General features: G+C 72.1%; 16 protein-coding genes. 7 read left to right on the forward strand and 9 right to left on the reverse strand.

Annotation, left to right across the window (positions count from 1 at the left end):
* The first annotated feature begins 17 nt into the window (after positions 1 to 17).
* Positions 18 to 593: an FxsA family membrane protein gene (fxsA, locus tag KCH87_RS35765; RefSeq protein ID WP_210592007.1), complete on the forward strand. Its 576-nt coding sequence runs from the start codon at positions 18 to 20 to the stop codon at positions 591 to 593.
* A 101-nt stretch (positions 594 to 694) separates the two neighbouring features.
* Here the strand turns inward: fxsA and KCH87_RS35770 are convergent, their stop codons facing one another.
* The 4 genes from KCH87_RS35770 to KCH87_RS35785 form a co-directional block, all read right to left on the reverse strand.
* Positions 695 to 1,069 carry an RNA polymerase-binding protein RbpA gene (locus KCH87_RS35770; protein WP_003977404.1) on the reverse strand — a complete coding sequence of 125 codons (375 nt, stop codon included), beginning with the start codon at positions 1,067 to 1,069 and terminating at the stop codon, positions 695 to 697.
* 267 nt (positions 1,070 to 1,336) lie between these two features.
* Positions 1,337 to 2,686 carry an MFS transporter gene (locus KCH87_RS35775; protein ID WP_210592008.1) on the reverse strand — a complete coding sequence of 450 codons (1,350 nt, stop codon included), beginning with the start codon at positions 2,684 to 2,686 and terminating at the stop codon, positions 1,337 to 1,339.
* 44 nt (positions 2,687 to 2,730) lie between these two features.
* Complete coding sequence (locus KCH87_RS35780) at positions 2,731 to 3,498, reverse strand: glycerophosphodiester phosphodiesterase (protein ID WP_210592010.1); 768 nt, start codon at positions 3,496 to 3,498, stop codon at positions 2,731 to 2,733.
* Positions 3,495 to 4,148 carry a YitT family protein gene (locus tag KCH87_RS35785; protein ID WP_210592012.1) on the reverse strand — a complete coding sequence of 218 codons (654 nt, stop codon included), beginning with the start codon at positions 4,146 to 4,148 and terminating at the stop codon, positions 3,495 to 3,497. Before KCH87_RS35785 ends, KCH87_RS35780 begins: the two co-directional genes overlap by 4 nt.
* Positions 4,149 to 4,250: 102 nt before the next feature.
* On the opposite strand from KCH87_RS35785, the gene KCH87_RS35790 reads away from it, so the two are divergent.
* Complete coding sequence (locus KCH87_RS35790) at positions 4,251 to 5,750, forward strand: PLP-dependent aminotransferase family protein (RefSeq protein ID WP_210592014.1); 1,500 nt, start codon at positions 4,251 to 4,253, stop codon at positions 5,748 to 5,750.
* A gap of 159 nt (positions 5,751 to 5,909) precedes the next feature.
* On the opposite strand, the gene KCH87_RS35795 is transcribed toward KCH87_RS35790, so the two are convergent.
* Positions 5,910 to 7,505: a hypothetical protein gene (locus tag KCH87_RS35795; RefSeq protein WP_210592016.1), complete on the reverse strand. Its 1,596-nt coding sequence runs from the start codon at positions 7,503 to 7,505 to the stop codon at positions 5,910 to 5,912.
* A gap of 41 nt (positions 7,506 to 7,546) precedes the next feature.
* A complete protein-coding gene (locus KCH87_RS35800) occupies positions 7,547 to 7,741 on the reverse strand; it encodes a hypothetical protein (RefSeq protein ID WP_015661880.1) in 195 nt (64 codons plus the stop codon).
* 255 nt (positions 7,742 to 7,996) lie between these two features.
* On the opposite strand from KCH87_RS35800, the gene KCH87_RS35805 reads away from it, so the two are divergent.
* The 5 genes from KCH87_RS35805 to KCH87_RS35825 all read left to right on the forward strand — a co-directional run bounded on the left by KCH87_RS35805 (position 7,997) and on the right by KCH87_RS35825 (position 13,417).
* A complete protein-coding gene (locus KCH87_RS35805; RefSeq protein ID WP_210592018.1) occupies positions 7,997 to 8,389 on the forward strand; it encodes an ankyrin repeat domain-containing protein in 393 nt (130 codons plus the stop codon).
* A gap of 322 nt (positions 8,390 to 8,711) precedes the next feature.
* Positions 8,712 to 10,130 carry a HEAT repeat domain-containing protein gene (locus KCH87_RS35810; protein ID WP_210592020.1) on the forward strand — a complete coding sequence of 473 codons (1,419 nt, stop codon included), beginning with the start codon at positions 8,712 to 8,714 and terminating at the stop codon, positions 10,128 to 10,130.
* A gap of 139 nt (positions 10,131 to 10,269) precedes the next feature.
* Positions 10,270 to 11,400 carry a glycosyltransferase family 1 protein gene (locus tag KCH87_RS35815; protein WP_210592021.1) on the forward strand — a complete coding sequence of 377 codons (1,131 nt, stop codon included), beginning with the start codon at positions 10,270 to 10,272 and terminating at the stop codon, positions 11,398 to 11,400.
* Positions 11,397 to 12,563, forward strand: coding sequence for a glycosyltransferase (locus tag KCH87_RS35820; protein ID WP_210592022.1), 1,167 nt, complete (start codon positions 11,397 to 11,399; stop codon positions 12,561 to 12,563). The genes KCH87_RS35815 and KCH87_RS35820 overlap by 4 nt, the downstream gene beginning before the upstream one ends.
* Complete coding sequence (locus KCH87_RS35825; RefSeq protein WP_210592023.1) at positions 12,560 to 13,417, forward strand: SGNH/GDSL hydrolase family protein; 858 nt, start codon at positions 12,560 to 12,562, stop codon at positions 13,415 to 13,417. The genes KCH87_RS35820 and KCH87_RS35825 overlap by 4 nt, the downstream gene beginning before the upstream one ends.
* Positions 13,418 to 13,567: 150 nt before the next feature.
* On the opposite strand, the gene KCH87_RS35830 is transcribed toward KCH87_RS35825, so the two are convergent.
* From KCH87_RS35830 to KCH87_RS35840, 3 genes are read right to left on the reverse strand one after another with little or no spacing between them, the layout of a single operon-like run.
* Positions 13,568 to 14,437 carry a biotin-dependent carboxyltransferase family protein gene (locus KCH87_RS35830; RefSeq protein WP_210592024.1) on the reverse strand — a complete coding sequence of 290 codons (870 nt, stop codon included), beginning with the start codon at positions 14,435 to 14,437 and terminating at the stop codon, positions 13,568 to 13,570.
* Positions 14,434 to 15,051 (reverse strand): allophanate hydrolase subunit 1, encoded by a 618-nt coding sequence (locus KCH87_RS35835; protein WP_210592067.1) that lies wholly within the window; start codon positions 15,049 to 15,051, stop codon positions 14,434 to 14,436. Before KCH87_RS35835 ends, KCH87_RS35830 begins: the two co-directional genes overlap by 4 nt.
* A gap of 2 nt (positions 15,052 to 15,053) precedes the next feature.
* A complete protein-coding gene (locus KCH87_RS35840) occupies positions 15,054 to 15,812 on the reverse strand; it encodes a LamB/YcsF family protein (RefSeq protein WP_210592025.1) in 759 nt (252 codons plus the stop codon).
* Positions 15,813 to 15,851: the final 39 nt, after the last annotated feature.

Raw genomic sequence — 15,851 nt, forward strand, 5'->3', positions numbered from 1 at the left:
CCAGGCACACTGGACGCATGACGACTGGCGCTCCGACCCCCACCCACCCCGCACGGCCGCGGCGCTCGCGGCTGCGCACCTTCCTGCCGCTGGGCGTCGCCGCCTGGCTGGTGCTGGAGATCTGGCTGCTGACCGTGGTCGCGGGCGCCTCGAGCGGCTTCACGGTGTTCCTGGTGCTGCTCGCCGGGTTCGTCCTCGGCGCGGTGATCATCAAGCGGGCGGGCCGGCGGGCCTTCCGGAACCTCAGTGAGACGCTGCAACAGCAGCAGGGCGGCGTGCCGCCCGCGGCACCCTCGGGCAACAGCGAGGGCAACGGTCTGATGATGCTCGGCGGGCTGCTGCTGATGATCCCGGGCCTGGTCTCGGACGCGGTGGGCCTGCTCCTGCTGATCCCGCCGGTCCAGAAGGCCATCAGCCGGTACGCGGAGCGCACCTTCGAGCGCAGACTCCGTCAGGCCGGACCCGGCACCCTGGGCGACGCCTTCCAGCAGGCTCGCATGCACCGCCCCGACGGCAAGGTCGTGCCGGGCGAGGTCGTCCGGGACGAGCCGGGGGACGCCCCGCAGGATCCGCGTCCGCCGCTCACGGGCTGAGGCCCACCGGGCACACGAAACCGCGGGCGCCGTACGTCGACCTCACGTACGGCGCCCGCGGTTGTGTGCGTGCGTTGCTTTCCGCCCAAGCCCCTGAGGGATTACGCGGACTTGCGGCTGTCGCGCGGATGTACCGCGATGTTCATTGCACCGGAGCGCAGTACTGCCAGACGCTCCTCGAGGACCTCTTCGAGTTCCTCGCGGGTGCGTCGCTCCATCAACATGTCCCAGTGTGTACGCGCGGGCTTGGCCTTCTTTTCCTCAGGGCCGTCGCCGTCCACGAGGAGTGCCTGGGCCCCGCAGACCTTGCACTCCCACTCCGGCGGGATCTCCGCCTCGACCGAGAAGGGCATCTCAAACCGGTGCCCCTTCTCGCATGCGTACTCCACGGCCTGGCGCGGGGCCAGGTCGATACCGCGGTCCGTCTCGTAGCTGGTCACCACGAGGCGCGTGCCGCGAAGAGCTCGCTCACTCATGAATCGTGCCTCCCGGGCTTGTCGCCCACAGGACAGGTGTCGCTGTCGTCGTCATCCGGTCAACGTCCGGTCGGCGGTAAAGATTCCCGTTCCGTGTCCCGTTCCGGGTCATGCGTCGCCGTCGTAGCCGCCCCTTGTTGTACCCACCAGTGCCCGGTTTGTCACATCTGCTCGCAGATGTCACCCAGCGTTTCGGCATCTTTGACGCGCAGTAACGGTACGCCTGGCAGGCCAAACGCGTACACTACCGCCCTTTCGCCTTGAGTGCTAAATCCTGTCCGGAACGGGGTTGCCCGCATCGGCGATCGCCCGCCGTACCGGAACCCGTGCGAGCAGGGCAAACCCCAGGATGAAGAAGGCCACTAGAGAGAGGATCGCGTCTCGATAACTTCCGGTCAGCTGGTAGGTGAGACCGAACAGAAGTGGGCCCAGCCAGCTCATGCCCCGGTCGCTCAGTTCGTACGCCGAGAAGTACTCGGCCTCTTTGCCGGGCGGGACCAGATGCGAGAACAGGGAGCGGGACAGCGCCTGGCTGCCGCCGAGGACGAGGCCGATCCCGGCGGCGAGCACGAAGAACCAGACGGGTGCACGCGCGGGCAGGAAGTAGCCGGCCCCCAGCGTCACCGTCCATGCGATCAGCGAGCCGAGGATCGTGCGCTTGGCGCCGTACGTCCGGGCCAGCCGTCCGAGTGCGAGGGCGCCCGCCACCGCCAGTACCTGGACCATGAGGATGGCCCCGATCAGCGTCGACTGCCCGAGCCCCAGCTCCTCGGAGCCGTAGACGGAGGCCTGGGAGATCACCGTCTGGATGCCGTCGTTGTAGACGAGGTACGCCAGCAGGAACGCCAGCGTCAGCGGGTGGCGGCGCATGTCCCGGACGGTCGCCGCCAGCTGCCGGAACCCGGGGACGGTCGCCTCTTTCGCCGTGGCGGACCGGCGGTCGCGCAGCCGTCGTAGCGGTACGAGCGTGAAGGCGCCCCACCACAGACCGGCCGAGGCCAGACAGATGCGGACGGCGGTGCCCTCCGAGACACCGAAGGTGTCGTGGGCGAGGTAGAGCACCAGATTCAGCACGAGGACCAGCGCGCCCGCCGCGTAGCCGAACGCCCACCCCCGGGAGGAGACCGCGTCGCGTTCCTCGGGCGGGGCGATCTGCGGCAGATAGGAGTTGTAGAGCATCATCGCGACGGACTGAGCGGCGTTCGCGACCACCAGCAGGAGGCCGCCGAGCAGGTATCGGTCCCCGTCCAGGAAGAACATCGCCGTCGTCGCCGCGGCCCCCACGTAGGCGGCGGCCGCGAGGAGTGGCTTCTTGCGGCCGGTGCGGTCGGCCGCCGCGCCCACCAGAGGCATCACCAGCACGGCCACGATCACCGACAGGGACACCGAGTACGCGAAGAAGGCCCCCGCGCGGACCGGGATCCCCAGGGGATGCACGAATCCGTCCCCGTCCGCCGCCTCCTTCGCGACCGAGGTCAGATAGGGGCCCAGGAACACAGTGAGCACGCTCGTCGAGTAGACGGAGCACGCCCAGTCGTAGAAATACCAGCCGCGCTGCTCGCGCCGCCGTTCGGCGGCTTCGTCGGCCGCTTCCGTCCGCACGGTGCCGGTGCCCACCCGTGCCCCTCACTTCCCCGTGAAGGGCAGGGGCCTGCCGGGGCTCAGACCCAGACGCCCCGGTCCTCCATGACCTTGCGCAGTGTGTCGATGTGATCGGTCATGATGCCATCGACCCCCAGGTCGAGCAGCCGGTGCATGTCCTCGGCTTCGTTGATCGTCCACACATGCACCTTCAGCCCGCGCGCGTGGGCGGTGCGGATGAAGCGGTGATCCACCACCTGGATGCCCGACTGCGCCTCGGGCACCTGCGCCGCGACCGCGGAACGCCGCAGCGCCGCCGGGACGCCCCAGGAGCGCAGGCGCAGGTTGAGGACGCCGCGGGTGCCGTACGACGTCGCCAGGCGCGGCCCGGCCAGCCGCTGGGCGCGCACCACGCGCGCCTCGGAGAAGGAGCCGACGCAGATCCGGTCCCAGGTGTTCGTGCGCTCGATCAGATCGAGGAGCGGGTGCAGCGCGGGCTCGGCCTTCATGTCGACGTTCCAGCGGACGTCGGGGAACTCTTCGAGCAGGTCTTCGAAGAGGGGCACCGGCTCCTGCCCCGCCACGCGCGCGTGCGCCACGTCCTTCCACGGCAGGTCGGCGATCCGGCCCGCGCCGTCGGTCAGCCGGTCCAGGGTCGCGTCGTGGAAGGCGACGAGCTTCCCGTCCGAACTGGCGTGGACGTCGGTCTCGAGATACCGGTAGCCCGCATCCACCGCACGCCGGAACTGAAGCGCGGTGTTCTCCAGGCCGTCCGCGTCTCCGCCGCGGTGGGCGAAGGGGATCGGACCGGGGTGGTCGAGATAGGGGTGGCGTATCCGCGTGCTCACGGTCGAAGTATCGCCCCACGGGGTTGCCCTCCGGCAACCACCGTGCTGCGGCCCGGTGCCGACGGGACGGCGAACACGCGCAGGAAGAGCTGAGCCATCGGGCCGATCGACACCGCGTACAGGAGTGTGCCGACGCCGATCGTGCCGCCCAGGGCGAAGCCGGTCACGACGACCGCCACCTCGACGGCCGTCCGCATCAGCCGGATCGAGCGGCCGGTACGCCGGTGCAGCCCGGTCATCAGCCCGTCCCGCGGCCCCGGACCGAAGCGGGCGGCGATATAGAGACCGGTGGCAGCGCCGTTGAGCAGGATGCCGGCCAGGAGGAGTGGGACGCGTACGGCCAGGGAGTGGGCGTCGGGGAGCAGGGCGAGGGTGCCGTCCATGGCGAGGCCGACGACGAAGACGTTGGAGACGGTGCCGATGCCGGGGCGCTGGCGCAGGGGGATCCACAGGAGCAGGACCGCCGCGCCGGCCACGATCGACACCACGCCGATCGTCAGGCCCGTCAGCTCGGCCAGGCCCTGGTGCAGCACGTTCCAGGGCTCAAGGCCCAGGCCTGCCTCGACGAGCAGGGCCGAACTCGCTCCGTAGAGCGCGAGACCGGCGTACAGCTGGATCAGTCGGCGGGTCAATTGGCCCTTCGCGGACAAGACGTTCCCCCTCTGGTGGTGGTTGTGGCCTGATGCATGACACCCTGTGGCTTGCAAAGAAATATGAACCATGGCCAATTCGGGGAAGGTGGACTGATTTCCATGGCGCAGTGGACCTCTGCGGTGGGGCCGGCTCAGCTCGCCCGGCTGCTCGGCTCCCAGCAGGACCGCCCGGCGGGACCGGGCACGCGCCGTCCGCCCGCCTACCGCGCGCTCGCCGACGGCATCCGGCTGCTCGTGCTCGAAGGCCGCGTCCCGGTGGCCGCCCGGCTGCCCGCCGAACGCGAGCTGGCCCTCTCCCTCTCCGTCAGCCGTACGACCGTCGCCGCGGCCTACGAGGCGCTGCGCTCCGAGGGATTCCTGGAGTCCCGGCGCGGGGCGGGCAGCTGGACCGCCGTACCGGCCGGCAATCCGCTGCCGGCGCGCGGCCTGGAGCCCCTGCCGCCGGAGGCGCTCGGATCCATGATCGACCTCGGCTGTGCGGCGCTGCCCGCGCCCGAGCCGTGGCTGACGCGTGCGGTGCAGGGGGCGCTGGAGGAGCTGCCGCCGTATGCGCACACGCACGGGGACTATCCGGCCGGGCTGCCCGCGCTCCGCGCGATGATCGCCGAGCGGTACACCGTGCGCGGCATTCCGACCATGCCCGAGCAGATCATGGTGACGACGGGGGCGATGGGGGCGATCGACGCCATCTGCCATCTCTTCGGAGGGCGGGGCGAGCGGATCGCGGTGGAGTCGCCGTCGTACGCCAACATCCTGCAACTGATGCGGGAGGCGGGTGCCCGGCTCGTGCCCGTCGCGATGGCCGAGGGACTTACCGGGTGGGACGTGGACCGGTGGCGGCAGGTGCTGCGGGAGGCGGCGCCGCGGATCGCGTACGTCGTCGCCGACTTCCACAACCCCACCGGCGCGCTGGCCGGCGAGGACCAGCGGCGGCAACTGGTGGACGCGGCGCGCTCGGCGGGGACCGTGCTGGTCGCCGACGAGACGATGAGCGAGCTGTGGCTGGACGACGATGTCGAGATGCCGCGGCCCGTGTGTGCCTTCGACCCGGCCGGGTCGACCGTCATCACCGTGGGCTCCGCGAGCAAGGCCTTCTGGGCCGGGATGCGGATCGGGTGGGTGCGGGCCGCTCCTGACGTGATCCGCAGCCTGGTCGCCGCACGGGCTTACGCGGATCTGGGCACGCCGGTGCTGGAGCAGCTGGCCGTGAACTGGCTGTTCAGCACCGGGGGCTGGGAGCAGGCCGTGGAGGTGCGGCGCGGTCAGGCCCGGGACAACCGGGAGGCGCTGGTGGCCGCGGTGCGCAGGCAGCTGCCGGGCTGGGAGTTCGAGGTGCCGCAGGGTGGGCTGACGCTGTGGGTGCGGACCGGCGGGCTGTCCGGGTCGCGGCTTGCGGAGGCGGGGGAGCGGGTGGGTGTGCGGGTGCCGTCCGGGCCTCGCTTCGGGGTCGACGGGGCCTTCGAGGGGTATGTGCGGTTGCCGTTCACGGTGGGCGGCGCGGTGGCGGAGGAGGCCGCGGCGCGGCTTGCCGCTGCGGCTCGGTTGGTGGAGAGCGGGGTGTCCGGGGGGACGGAAGGGCCTCGTACGTTCGTTGCGTGACCGTGCGGCGGGATTGCTGTGCGGGCAGCCGATCGCGCAGCCCGGCGTCGGCGGGGTGCCGCCTCTCTTCGGGTCGAGAGCCGCCCCGGGCGGCACGAATGCCCGCGGCTGGACGGCCTCGATCCCCGCGGCTCGGAGCTGATTGCGGACCGGCGTCGGCTACGCGGGTTCTACCGCGGCCGCCTTTTCGGGCAGCTTCTTCGGTTCCGGCTCTTCCGGCAGCTGTTCCGGTTCCGCGTCTGCCGGTGTCGTTTTCGGTGGGAGCAGGGCCAGGACCGCCTCGCGGTGGGCGTCCGTCGCGGCGTCGTCGTAGGGGTCCGGGGTCGCCGGGACCTGGAGGCGGTGGACCGGGCCCGTGCCGAGACGGGCGTAGCCGCGGCCGGGTGGGACGTGGGCGACGGGTGTGGTGTGCGGGGGCGTGCCCAGGACCGTCTTCAGCTGGTCGGCCGTGGCGGGGCCCAGGACGACACGCGCGCGCGTGTGCTGTCGTACCGGGTCGCTCAGGGTGTCCGCGCTGTCGAACTGGTCGGCCACGGCCACCGTCACGTTGGCCGAGCGGCCGTGGCGCAGGGGGACCTGGAGCAGGGTCTGCGGGTCCTTGCGGCCGTCGGCGGCGGCGACATGGCTGAAGGCGCTCGGGCGGTCCAGAAGGATCCACAGGGGGCGCTTGGTGTCGTCCGGCGGCGGGTGGCCCGCCTGGCGGGCGCGGTTGACCGCGATCAGGCGGCGCTCCGTCTCGGCCGCGGCCCACTCCAGGCTCGCCAGCGCCCCGGCCAGCGCGCACTCGACGGCCAGGACGCCGTCCCGGCCGGTGAGGCAGGCGTACTCGCCGGTGCCGCCGCCCTCGACGATCAGTACGTCGCCGTACTGGAGGGCCTGGAGGGCGATGGAGCGCAGCAGGGTCGAGGTGCCGCTGCCCGGCTGCCCCATGACCAGCAGGTGCGGCTCGGTCGAGCGGACGCCCGTGCGCCAGACGACCGGCGGGGCGTCGCGCTGTTCCTCACCGAAGGTGAGGGGGAGCGTGCGCTGGACGCCGATGGGGTCGGTGAAGCCGAGCACCGTCTCGCCGGGGGATGTGACGAAACGCTGGGCGGTGATGTCGGTCGGCAGCGGCACGAGGACCGTGACCGTGAGCAGGTTGCCCTCCTCGTCCCAGGCGAAGTGGTATTCGCGGCCACGGCCGGACTTGGCGGTGAGCAGATGCTCGATGCGGGCCCGGGACTCGGCCTCGCCGTCCGTGAAGTACGCCGGGTAGCGGACCACCAGGTGTGTGACGCGGCCGGTGTCGTCGAACCCGTACGTCGGGAAGGCCTTCTCCCACTCGCCGCCGTGCGCATACAGGGGCGCGGGGTCCTCGGCGGTCGAGAAGTAGGGCACCAGCGCCTCGTACAACGCCTGGAGGCGCTTCGTCTGTGCCTCGTCGGGGCCGTCCGGGGCCGAGGGGGCACGGTCCCGGCCCTGCCAGGCTGCCGCCGCCATCACGGTGATGACGGCCAGCAGCGGGCCGTACGGAGCGAGCGCCACGACCAGGACCACCGAGGCCACCAGGAACAGCAGCGGTCCGCGTCTGTCCTTGGGGGTGTCGGCCCACTTGCGCCGTCCGGCCGCTGCCAGCCGGCGCAGACCACGGGTGATCGTGATCAGCGGGTGGAGGACGTCGGTGGCGCTGTCGGCCGCCGTCCGGGCCAGCACCCGGCTCCGGGCGAGCTGCGCGCTGCCGTTGCTCAGAATGCGGGGGAGGGGGCGGCGGGCCACTGCTGTCTCCTGAAAGTGCGTGCGTACGGGCGGGGGCGGCGTCAGAACTTGATTCCGCCGAGGAGGCTCGCCAGGCTCTCGCCGCCGGCCTTGATGCTCGGGGCGATGGCCGTGCTGGCCAGATAGAAGCCGAAGAGTGCGGCCACCAGGGCGTGGGAGGCCTTGAGTCCGTCCTTCTTGAAGAAGAGGAAGACGATGATGCCGAGCAGGACCACGCCTGAGATGGACAGGATCATGTGAGTTCTCCTGGTTCGTGGGGACAGTCACCATGAGTACTTCCAGGCTCACAGGATGTATCCATACTACAAAAGGTGCAACTGGGTGAATTTCGGTGGATTTCCCTCGGGTGGCGTAGCCCAGATCGGCGGTCCGGGCAGGTCGGTCGCAGGGTGCGGTCCTGCAATGATCTTTGCCGAGGGCGCATCCGGTCATGTGCCCGGGAAGCCAGTACTCTGGCGATTCACTCGTACTAGTGAGAGGCGGTCCGGCCGATGACTGAAGCCCCCGACCCCGACGTCGTGGAGCTGGCGACCAAGATCTTCGATCTTGCTCGGCAGGGACGGACCGAGGCGCTCGTGGCCTACGTCGACGCGGGCGTCCCGGCCAACCTCACGAACGACCGCGGTGACTCCCTGGTGATGCTCGCCGCGTACCACGGGCACGCGGAGGCGGTGCGGGCGCTGCTGGCCCGGGGCGCCGAGGCCGACCGGATCAACGACCGAGGGCAGACCCCCCTCGCGGGGGCCGTCTTCAAGGGCGAGGAAGAAGTGATCCGAGCCCTCCTGGAGGGTGGCGCCGACCCGGCCGGGGGTACTCCGTCGGCCATCGACACCGCCCGCATGTTCGGCAGGACAGAACTGCTGGAACTGTTCGGCGCACACTGATCCGAACGCCCTGACCAGGAAAAACAGGCATTCGAAGCAGTCAGGAAACGGACAACGGGGGAGGCGGTACAAGGCCGCCGGATATTTCGGTCGCGGCAGGGAGAACTGCCGGGTCATCATGACGTCGTGATTCACGGACGCGATGGCCGGGCAGGTGTTGCCGCACCGCGCGGGCCGTGAGCGGTCCGCATGGGCCACCAACGAGAGGCAGAGGAAGATGGCTTACAGCAAGCAGGAAACGGCGGGCGCCCCGACGTGTTGTCACGCGGCCAGGTAGAGCAAGATCCCGGTTGCGTCGACGCTTGATGTGAGGCTGTTTCCCATGTTCGATCCGGTCATAGCGCCCAGTGGCACGCTGCTCGGCCTGCTCCAGCGGGGCCGCGGCGACGGCACGCTGCACGCGCTCACCGCCCCGCGCGCCGAAGCGCTCGCGGCACTGAACCACTGCGTGCTGCTCGACCCCCGCCACGACTGGCAGGTGGAGAACCGCTCCCTGTACTTCGCCCGCCTCTACCTCGACCTGAACGGCGAGCTGGACGAGATCGAGGCCCACCTCTTCGACGTCGAGGACGCCCTCGACACCGAGGAGTCACGCACCGGCCTCGCCCTGGCCGTCCTCGGCCACCTCGCCTCGTACGGCAGGCTGGACGCCCTGGGACTGCTGCGCAGGTACGCCGCCTCGGGCTCCAACTGGGCCTGGGCCCTGGACGAGCTCGCCCTCCGCGACGACGACGCCGGCCTGCGTGCCCTCGCGGCCCCCGTCCTGGCCCGCTTCCCGGCCGACGCCGAGGGGGAGGCCGAACTGGCCGCCGCCGTACGCGACGCCTTCGAGCCACGGCCGTGGCGCCTGTGGGCCGACGATCCGCGCGAATCCATCGCCACGCGCGTGCGTGCCGCCCAGGAGACCGGCTGTTTCGACCGCTGGCAACGCCAGATGCGGCCGACCGGCCCACGCCCCGGGTGGAGCGTGCAGGCCGTCTTCGAGTGGGCTCAGCAGGGCGTCGAACGCGGAGCGGCTCTCCATGTTCCGGCCGCCCGCTGTCTCACCGCCGTGGCCGGCCCCGAGGACCGGCCGGAAATCGTCGCCGCCGCCAAGGACGGCAGCGAGGGCGCCCGCTGCACGGCGCTCCGCTACCTCGCCGACAGCAACGATCCGGACGCGCTCGACCTGATCGACGGCGCCGTTGCCACCGGCTCGACGCCTGTCGTGGAGGCCGCCGTCGACGCCTTCGAACGCATGCGCAGTGTCGCCGCGGTCGACCGGGCCCGCGGCTGGGCCCACCGGCCCGACGCCCTGGGCGCCGCAGCCGGACGGGTGCTCGCCTGCCGGGGCGGCACGGGGGACCGGGACCTGGTCCTCGGTGCGCTGCGGGAGGCCGTACGGGGCGAAGGGCCCGACGCGCCGACCCTGTGGACCCTGGTGGACGGCACCGGACGGCTCGGCATCCTCTGCGCGGCACCCGTGCTGCGGCATGTCTACCGAGAGACCGCGTCATCCCATCTGCGTGGCCGGGCCGCCCGGGCCCTGGCCGCCACCGACCCCTCCTTCGCCGCGGGATTCGCCGTCGAATGCCTCTGGGACTGCGAGGAAGCCACCCGCGAGATCGCCGCCCGGCATGCCGAGACCGGCGATGCCCGGGTCGTGGAGCAGCTGCGCAGGCTCGCCGCGGACCCGGCAGAGGAGGACGAGGTCCAGACCGCCGTACGCAGCCGGATCGGCCCCGACGCGCCCGCTGTATGAACACGGGGTGACTCGCGGGTCAGATGAACATGGACGCGATCTGGCCCGCTCGGGTGGGCAGCGGAACGCTCACGAGTCGTTCGCCGCTCGGAAAGATCCACGTTGACGCGACCACGTCCAGTACGGCGACAACACCCGTATGCGTGTCGTCATCGTGACCGAATCCTTTCCCCCCGACGTGAACGGCGTGGCCCACTGCGCGCTCCAGACCGCCCGACACCTCGTCGATCGCGGTCACGCCCCTCTCGTCGTCGCCCCGGCTCCCGCTCCCGGGAACAAGGTGGCCGGCCTTTCGCCGTGCCCCGTTGTCCACGTCCCCTCCCTACCGCTCCCCGGCTACCCCCAGGTCCGCGTCGCCCTCCCCAGCCGGCGCCTCGCCGCGGCGCTCATCGAGCACCGCGCGGACATCGTCCACCTGGCAAGCCCCTTCATCCTCGGCGTCCGCGGCATGGCCGCCGCCGCCCGGCTCGGCATCCCGGCCGTAGCCATCTACCAGACCGACCTGGCCGGATACGCCCGCACCTATGTGGGCGCCGGCGAGGCCGCGGCCTGGCGTCGCATCCGCTCCGTCCACTCCGCCGCCGACCTCACCCTCGCGCCGTCCAGCGTGTCCCTGAACGACCTGGAGGCGCACGGTGTGCCCCGGCTGAAGCTGTGGCCGCGTGGCGTGGACACCGTCCGCTTCCGCCCCGACCTCCGGGACGAGAAGCTGCGCCGGGAACTCGCCCCGAACGGTGAGCTGATCGTCGGCTACGTCGGGCGGCTCGCCCCCGAGAAGCACGTGGAGCTGCTGGCCGGTGCCTCCGCACTGCCCGGCGTCCGTGTCGTGGTCGTGGGCGACGGACCCAGCCAGCCGAACCTGGCGGAGGCGCTGCCGGGCGCGGTCTTCCTCGGCCGCCGCACCGGCGAGGACCTCGCCCGGATCTTCGCCTCGTTCGACGTCTTCGCGCACACCGGCCCCTTCGAGACGTTCTGCCAGACCGTCCAGGAGGCCATGGCGAGCGGTGTGCCGGTCATCGCGCCCGCCGCGGGAGGCCCGCTGGACCTGGTCGCCCACGGACGCACCGGGCTGCTGGTCCCGCCGCGCGACGCCGGCGCCGTACGGGACGCGGTGCAGACGCTGGCCGCCGACCCCACGCTGCGGGCCGAATACGGCGCCGCCGCGCGCGCCATGGTCGAGGGCCGCACCTGGGCGGCCGTCGGAGACCAACTCATCGGGCACTATGCCCAGGTGCTCAAGACACGGAACAAGACGGTGGTGGCGGCGTGAACGAGTCACTGCGCATCGTGCGGCTGGCGAACTTCGTCGCGCCCGCCTCAGGCGGTCTGCGTACCGCGCTGCGTGAACTCGGCAAGGGCTTCAAGGCGGCCGGGCACGAGCCCGTGCTGATCGTGCCGGGTGAGCGGTACTCCGACCGGGAGACCGAGCAGGGCCGGGTGATCACCCTGCCCGGGCCGGTGCTGCCCGGCACCGGCGGCTACCGCGTGCTCATCGACAAGCGGCGCGTGGCCAAGCTCCTGGAGGAGCTGGGCCCCGACCGCCTGGAGGTCTCCGACCGCACGACTCTGCGCTGGACCGGCAAGTGGGCGCGCCGCGCCCGGGTCCCCGCCGTGATGGTCTCCCACGAGACCGCAGACGGCGTCCTGCGCACCTGGGGCCTCTCGGAGAACCTGTCCCGGCGGACCGCCGACGCCATCAACGTCCGTACGGCGCACACGTACTCGCGGGTCGTGTGCACCACCGAGTTCGCGGAGCGCGAGTTCGTGCGGATCGGGGCGCGCAATGTCGTACGGGCCCCGCTGGGCGTCGATGTGATGGAACGCCACCCTGCCCTGCGGGATGCCTCTCTGCGCGCCGAGTACGCGCGCGTGGACGAGATTCTGCTGGTGATGTGCTCCCGGCTGTCGGTGGAGAAGCGGCCCAGCACCGCGATCGACGCCGCCGAGGAACTGGTCCGACGCGGACGCCGGGTGCGGTTGGTGGTGGCCGGTGACGGTCCCCTGCGGGAGCGTCTCGAGCAGCGGGCGCGTGAGCGTTCGCTTCCGGTCACCTTCCTGGGCCACCTGAAGGACCGTGGCCGGCTGGGTGCGCTCCAGGCGTCCGCCGATGTGTGCCTGGCACCGGGGCCCGCCGAGACGTTCGGGCTCGCCGCTCTGGAGGCGATGGCCTGCGGTACGCCCGTGGTGGCGAGCGCGTCGTCGGCGCTGCCGGAGGTGATCGGCTCCGCCGGGGCCACCGCCGCGGATCGCGGCGCGGCCTTCGCGGACGCCGTGGACATGCTGCTGGAGCGGTCCGAGGCGGACCGGCGGGAGGCGGCACGCGCGCGTGCCGAGTGTTTCGGATGGGGTACGGCCGTCGAGTCGTTCCTTGCCGCACACGACGCGGTGGTGACGGGTCAGGTGCATCGGGTCGTGCCGGAGCGTGTGATATGAGACCGCTGAGTTTCGTTTCCCTCGGCGATTCGCTCACCGAGGGGGTGGGCGATCCCGTCGGGAAAGTCTGGCGCGGCTGGGCCGCGCTGCTCGCTGACGGGCTCAGTGCGGAGCCCGCGCAGTTCACCAACCTCGCCGTGAGCGGGGCGCAGACGCGTGACGTCCTGGAACGCCAGCTGCCTGCCGCGCTGGACCTGCGGCCGGACGTGGCGTCCGTCGTCATCGGCGTCAACGACACGCTGCGCTACACCTTCGACATCCACGCCGTGGCCGAACGGCTCGACAAGGTGTACGCGGCCCTCGCCGCCCAGGGCACGGTCGTCCTCACGGCCTGTCTGCCCGACCCCGGTTCGATGCTGAGGCTGCCGGGATCGCTGGCCCGTCCGCTGGCTCGGAGGCAGCGCGCGGTCAACACGGTGGTCCATGCGCTGTCCGAGCGGTACGGCGTCGTGCATCTGCATGCCGCCGAGGAGGACTGGATCCAGGACCGGGCGATCTGGAGCGCGGACCGGCTGCACCCCAGCGAGCGGGGGCACCGGGAGCTGGCGCTGCGGTTCCACGGGTTGTTGGCCGGTGCGGGCGTCGCCAAGGGCTTCGCACCCTCGCCGGTGCCCGAGTTCGCGGTTCCCACCAAGTCGGCGAGCCTGCTGTGGCTGGCCACCGCGGGCACGGCCTGGGTGATCCGGCGGTGCACCGACCTGCTGCCGAACCTGTTGACGCTCGCTGCCGACGAGATGCGGCACCGTGCGCGTGGGACGAGCGCGAAGCTCGATCTGCGGGCGGCGCAGGGGGTGTCTGCGGCGCTGGCGGCGTTGTCCATGGCGGAGCAGCAGCCGGAGCCTGATGCGGCGTAGCCGGGGTGGTTGGGCGCCGTTTGGATCTGCGGGTTCGTTGTGGCTGGTCGCGCCCACGCGGCGGAGCCGCATGATGTGACAGCCCCGCGCCCCTGAAGGGCGCGGGAGCGCACCCGGCGTTGACAAGGCCCCGACGATGACACGCAGGGGTCAGCGGCGGCGTACGGGTATGAAGCGGACCGGTGTTCCGGGGGCTGCCTGGGCAGTGGGTGGGAGGTCGAGGGTGCGGACTACGGCGATCACTGGGTAGCCCCCGGTCGTCGGGTGGTCGGCCAGGAAGATCACCGGGCGGCCGTCGGGGGGTACTTGGACCGCGCCCAGGACCATGCCCTCGCTGGGGAGTTCACCGGGGAGGGCCCGCTCCAGGGCGGGTCCTTCGGTGCGCAGTCCTATGCGGTTGCTCGCAGCGGACACGCGGTACGGGCGTGAGGTGAACGTGCGGATCGCCTCTCGGGTGAACCAGTCGTCGCGCGGGCCGAGCGTTACGTGGAGTACGAGTTCGGCCGGGGGAGCCGGGTGCGGGGCGACGTCCACGCGTGCGTGCGGTCCGACGGGATGTCCCAGGGGGAGCACTGTGCCGTCCGTGAGCGGCGGTGGGCCGAGTCCGGACAGCAGGTCCGTGGAGCGGCTGCCGAGCACCGGTTCGACGGCGACACCGCCGGTGACGGCCAGGTAGCTGCGTACACCGGAGACGGCGGAACCGACGTCCAGGACCGACCCGGCCGGCACGCGCACCGGTGTGCCCCAGGCGACTGGGCGGCCGTCCACCGTGACGGGGCAGGGGGCGCCTCCGACCGCCATGGTGACCGTCGAACGAGGGCGCACCGCGCAGCCGTTGAGTGTGGTCTCCAGGACGGCCGTCTCGGGCGGATTGCCGACGAGGCGGTTGACGAGGGCCGCGGCCGGACCGTCCAGTGCCCCGGAGCGGGGCACCCCGAGGTGCGCGTGACCGGGACGCCCGCGGTCCTGCACGGTGGTCAGCGCACCGGCCCGTACGACGACGAGCGCACGGTCCGTCATGAGTGCCCCACCGGGACGAAACGGACGCGCGTGCCCGGTGACAGCAGCGCGGCCGGCACGCGCGCGTGGTCCCACAGCACGGCGTCCGTGGTGCCGATCAGCTGCCAGCCACCGGGCGAGGAGCGCGGGTACACGCCCGTGTAGCGGCCCGCGAGTGCCACCGCACCGTCGGGGACGGCGGTTCGTGGCGTGGCCCGGCGCGGGACGTCGTAGCGCTCCGGCAGCCCGGTGAGGTAGCCGAAGCCGGGCGCGAAACCGCAGAAGGCGACGCGGAATTCGGTCGCCGCGTGGATGCGGGCCACCTCCTGCTCGGGCACACCCCAGTGCGCCGCCACGTCGGCCAGGTCCGGGCCGTCGTAGCGCACCGGGAGGTCGATCACCTCACGCGCGCGTGGGGGAGCGGGCGGCAGCTCGGTCGCGGTCAGTTCGGAGGCCAGACGGGCCGGGTCGGCGAGGCCGTCGAGGAGGACCGTACGGGCCGCCGGGACGATCTCGCCGACCGTGAGCGAGCCCTCCGCGCGGCGCCGCAGCAGCTCCGCGTGCAGGGCCTGTGCCTCGTCACCGGAAGCGACCTCGACGAGCAGGGCGCGGTCGCCGACGGGCAGCACCCGCATGCTCATGTGAAGGCCTCCACCCGGACACCCGACTCCTGGAGCCGCTCCCGGACCCGGCGGGCCAGCTCCACCGCACCGGGCGTGTCCCCGTGCAGGCACAAGGACTGGGCCCGTACTTCGATGGGTGACCCGGAGTGGGCGGTGACGACGCCGAATCGGGCCAGCCCCACCGAGCGCTCCACGACGGTGTCCGGGTCGGTGACCACGGCGCCGTCCTGCCCGCGCGGGACCAGCGTCCCCTCCTCGGTGTAGGCGCGGTCCGCGAACGCCTCCGTGACGGCCGGGAGCCCGGCCTTCCCGGCCAGCGCCAGCAGACGCGAGCCGGGCAGTCCGAGCACGGGCAGTGAGACGTCCGCGAGGAGCACGCCGTCGACGACCGCGCCGGCCTGCTCCTCGTCGTGCACGACGCGGTTGTAGAGCGCGCCGTGCGGCTTGACGTACGACACGCGCGTGCCGGCCGCGCGCGCGAACACCTCCAGGGCGCCGATCTGGTACGCCACTTCGGCCGCCAGCTCGGCGGACGGCACGTCCATCGCGCGCCGCCCGAACCCGGCCAGATCGTGGTAGGAGACCTGGGCCCCGATCCGTACTCCGCGCTCGGCCGCAAGCGCGCACACCCGCCGCATGGTGGCCGCGTCCCCGGCGTGGAAGCCGCAGGCCACGTTGGCGCTGGTGACGACGGACAGCAGCTGTTCGTCGTCGGTGAGCCGCCAGCGGCCGAAGCCCTCGCCGAGGTCGGCGTTCAGATCGATCGCGGTCATCGGTCCCCTCTGGTGCTCGTGCCACTGCTCGGGCCACTG

Origin of the sequence: Streptomyces sp. GESEQ-35 (assembly GCF_017948485.1) — a bacterium.
Classification (GTDB): Bacteria; Actinomycetota; Actinomycetes; order Streptomycetales; family Streptomycetaceae; genus Streptomyces.